This window comes from Caballeronia choica, assembly GCF_001544535.1.
GTDB classification, from domain to species: Bacteria; Pseudomonadota; Gammaproteobacteria; order Burkholderiales; family Burkholderiaceae; genus Caballeronia; species Caballeronia choica.
Map to the genome: position 1 here is coordinate 1 of NZ_FCON02000536.1, position 842 is coordinate 842.

General features: G+C 60.0%; 2 protein-coding genes. Both read right to left on the bottom strand.

Going from position 1 to position 842, the window contains the following annotated elements:
• Positions 1–431, bottom strand: a 431-nt coding sequence (locus AWB68_RS45560) for a porin (protein ID WP_143282082.1), incomplete at its 3' end; no start/stop codon positions are given.
• An 87-nt stretch (positions 432–518) separates the two neighbouring features.
• Positions 519–842: acyl-CoA dehydrogenase family protein (locus tag AWB68_RS45565; protein WP_268810996.1), on the bottom strand; the 324-nt coding region annotated here is incomplete at its 5' end.

Here is an 842-nt window from a genome sequence, read left to right on the forward strand (position 1 = left end):
TTATCGAGCGGGTGCGTCGCGTAGGCCGTGAGCGCCGTGCTGCCGCCAACCTGCAGCGGCGCGACAAAAACCTGCAGGGAGTTGTACTGGCGACCGAGCGTAAGCGTGCCGTACTGATCGGATGCGAGACCCAGCCACGCTTGTCGCCCGAACATCCGTCCACCTTGCTTCAGCGCTCCCGTTAGGGCGCTAAAACCGTTCTCTAGCTGGAACACGGCCTTCAGACCACCACCCAGGTCCTCCACGCCTCTGAAGCCCCAACGTGAACCCTGTTCGTTGCTCTCGGTTGCTTGCCACGAAGAATGGCCGCCGTTATTGTTTGTGTAGGTAAAGCCACTATCGATGATCCCAAACAGCGTGACGCTGCTTTGTGCGTGCGCAACGGAAGCAAACGCGCTCATCCCGGCAAGCGCGAGAATCGACTTTTTCATTCGGTGATCTCCAGAGAATTCTTTTAACTTCTGTAATGGCAAGGCACGCGATGGCCTCGGTCGAAGCCGGACAGTTCCGCGAACTCGTCAGTGCGTGTGGCGCTCGGGCTTTGTCAGATAGGCCGCCGCGCCAGACGTCTCTTGCATGCGCCGGATTTCCAAACGCGCGATGGTTTGCAAGTGCACCTCATCAGGACCATCGGCGAAGCGCAGCGCACGCCCCCACGTCCAGTGGTCAGCCAAAGGCGTGTCCGGGCTGAGTCCCATGGCGCCGAACACCTGCATCGCTCGGTCACATACGTTCGTATGGAGTGTCGGCACAAGTGCCTTGATCATCGAGATTTCCTTGCGCGCTTCGCGAGCCCCCACACTGTCGATGAGCCACGCGGTTCTGAGGACCAGGAGCCTTGC